Below are 2,525 nucleotides of genomic sequence, written 5' to 3'. Positions count from 1 at the left end.
GTGAAACTTTCTAGTTCACAATTCACAGCTGAAGACATTAATAAATCTAATGTCTTTTGAGAAATAGCCATAACATCATTACAATCTTGGACACCTAAATCTATATCTATATTTATAGATTTAAGACTTTTAAGATTTAATGGTTTTGTCAATTCAAAAGCACCTGTGATTTCCAATATTTCTAAAGAAGGCATATTTTCTATGACTTCTGTAATATCTCCTAAATTAGAGTAAACTCGGCATACATTGACATATAATTCATCAAAACCATATTTAAAAACTTTTAGCTTAGGAAAACTTTTTTGGCTCAATAAATAACTAATCTGACTAAAGTCATCAAACCCATTATTTAAATCAAGATAGTCATGTTGTAAACCTATCAGCATAAACTCTAAATTTTCATTTAATTCCAACTCAAATAATCGCTTAAGATAGGGGTAAAATTTATTAGAGCATAGAGAATAAATAGCTTTCGTCGATACTGGAAAATCATATACTGTTTGCGTTTTATCAATGTCATTGGAGGGAATTCCCAAAATACACAGGTCTCTATGTGCATATGGAATAGTTAAATATTTAATGAAACCTGATTTAAAAATTAAAGGAATTGAGCTTGGAGTAGTTAAATGTTGAGAATTTCTTTTAAATATAGTAATTGTTGATGCCCCATTATTTTTAAGAATGAAAGGCGTTCCTTGTTTAAATAAATACAATAGAGTTTTATCATAGGAGGAACTAAAAATTTTGCCATGCCATAATTCTGATAATTTTAGATAATCAAATCCATTTATTCTCATAGAAATCCAAAGACTATTAAAGAAATAAATTAAAATATCAGTATGCCACTTAACATAATAGAAAGGGAGCTAATAGCTCCCTTTTTTTAGTATTTAGCATAAGCTGTATTATATTGCCTATGAATCTTCGAATAACTCAGTTTTATGTACTTATGCCTATTCAATAGGTATAACAATTTCTTTTACAAGTCATGAAATTAGACTAGAAGAAACAAGATTTCGATTTCTAAATCTTTAACTTTTATATCATAAGTACTTAGATGAGTAACTTAGTAAGAGCATTTTCAATCTATTCAATCTGATATGTGTTTAATTAATAAGAGACTTTTATTTAGGAGATTCTAGACAGCTATCCGATCAAAGTCTGATAGTGTTCAAAACTTTGTGTTTTTAATATGTTTTAATTTAGAAAGACTTTTTAAGGGGACAAAATGGAAAATTTTATAGATGATTTGAGTGGTTTTTTGGGGAAGTCGAATAAAGATGATAATTTAATGAAATTCTTTATAAAAAATAATTTTATAAAAGAAATTAATGATATTCAACTCTCTCTGTATGATGAAGATGGTGAGTGGTTAGATGAGCATGATTTATATATAGAACACCACTCTAAAGGTTTAAGCTTTATTTTTACTGATGAAGCATTTTTTCTAGAGAATATTAATAAACCACTCTTAGGAAAAATATTATATTTATCCACAGTATTTTTTTACAATGAGGCTGTCGATGATTTCTCTAAATATAATTTAGGACTTCCTTTTGGTATTCAGTTCTCTATGAGTCCTAATGATCTAATAAGCTTACTTGGTGACCCAATAATAATTAGAAATTATGATAATGGAAATATCTTAACTCAAAGATGGCGTATCATTAATCAGCAATATGATCTTTTCGTAAGCTATAATTCTTTAGCAGAAATAGAACTTATAGGGTTAACTATTCCTCATTAACATACATATAAAATTGCCTATCGATTTTTAAGTATATACCGACTTAACATAATGGGCATTACCCGAACTCTTTCTTAATTAATTATTGTTTATCAGCGCTTTAAACATTTTACATAATGCCAAAAACATCAAAAAAGCCGACTCGGAAATATGTCGGCTTTTTTATGAGCAGTTTTGGAACTTTTTGCTAATAATATTGGTTAAAAAAAGCAGTTATTTCAGAATATCCTAATGAGCTAACTTTTTCTCTGCGATTAAACATGGAGACATAAAAAGAGAACCTTTATATGCACCTAATAGTGTTTTGATGATTACAAATAGCCATAGTCCAATAAGTAAAATTGATAGACAGTAGCCAATATAAGCCATACCCACTAAATTTAACTGTTTTGCTAACTCTAGTATTGAAAAGCTATAAACACCTAAAGGAAAAGTGAGTCCCCACCATCCAAGATGGAAATTCATACTAAATTTTTTATATATCGTAAAAACTGCTATCGCTAACCACCACATGCCAAAACCAATTAATAGAAGACTCCCTACTATTCCAATAGAGTGCATTACTGCTCCTAGTTCAGCTAGGTGAGCTGCTTGTAATATATGTATTGATTGCTTACCTAATAATAATAAAGCAAATGCACCTGTTCCTATAGGCCCTAAAGCTAAGCATCCAGAAATTGCCATTTGCTCTTCAGGTAACTTATGAATAGCCAATCGTAAAAATAAAATACTAAGAATTGAAAAAGCAGGTAAGACAGAAATTCCCCAAAGTACATAA

Annotated in this window: 3 protein-coding genes; 1 reads left to right on the top strand and 2 read right to left on the bottom strand. The window is 29.1% G+C overall.

The features are described 5' to 3' along the window. Positions 1-797, bottom strand: a 797-nt coding sequence (locus P256_RS06465; protein ID WP_023272885.1) for a hypothetical protein, incomplete at its 3' end; no start/stop codon positions are given. Between the two features lie 431 nt (positions 798-1,228). Here P256_RS06465 and P256_RS06460 point away from each other — a divergent pair. After that, entirely contained in the window at positions 1,229-1,747 is a 519-nt protein-coding gene (locus P256_RS06460; RefSeq protein ID WP_023272884.1) for a hypothetical protein, read from the top strand. A gap of 228 nt (positions 1,748-1,975) precedes the next feature. Here the strand turns inward: P256_RS06460 and P256_RS06455 are convergent. Then, a partial coding sequence (locus P256_RS06455) for an SLAC1 family transporter (protein WP_023272883.1) occupies positions 1,976-2,525 on the bottom strand: 550 nt, incomplete at its 5' end.

Origin of the sequence: Acinetobacter nectaris CIP 110549, assembly GCF_000488215.1 — a bacterium.
Taxonomy (GTDB): Bacteria; Pseudomonadota; Gammaproteobacteria; order Pseudomonadales; family Moraxellaceae; genus Acinetobacter; species Acinetobacter nectaris.
Note: the sequence above shows the minus strand (reverse complement) of the source record. Positions and strands in the feature narration are given on the sequence as shown.

Excerpts from the sequence above, each read along its gene's own strand:
- P256_RS06460 (WP_023272884.1), top strand. The coding sequence starts at position 1,229 with ATGGAAAATTTTATAGATGATTTGAGTGGTTTTTTGGGGAAGTCGAAT.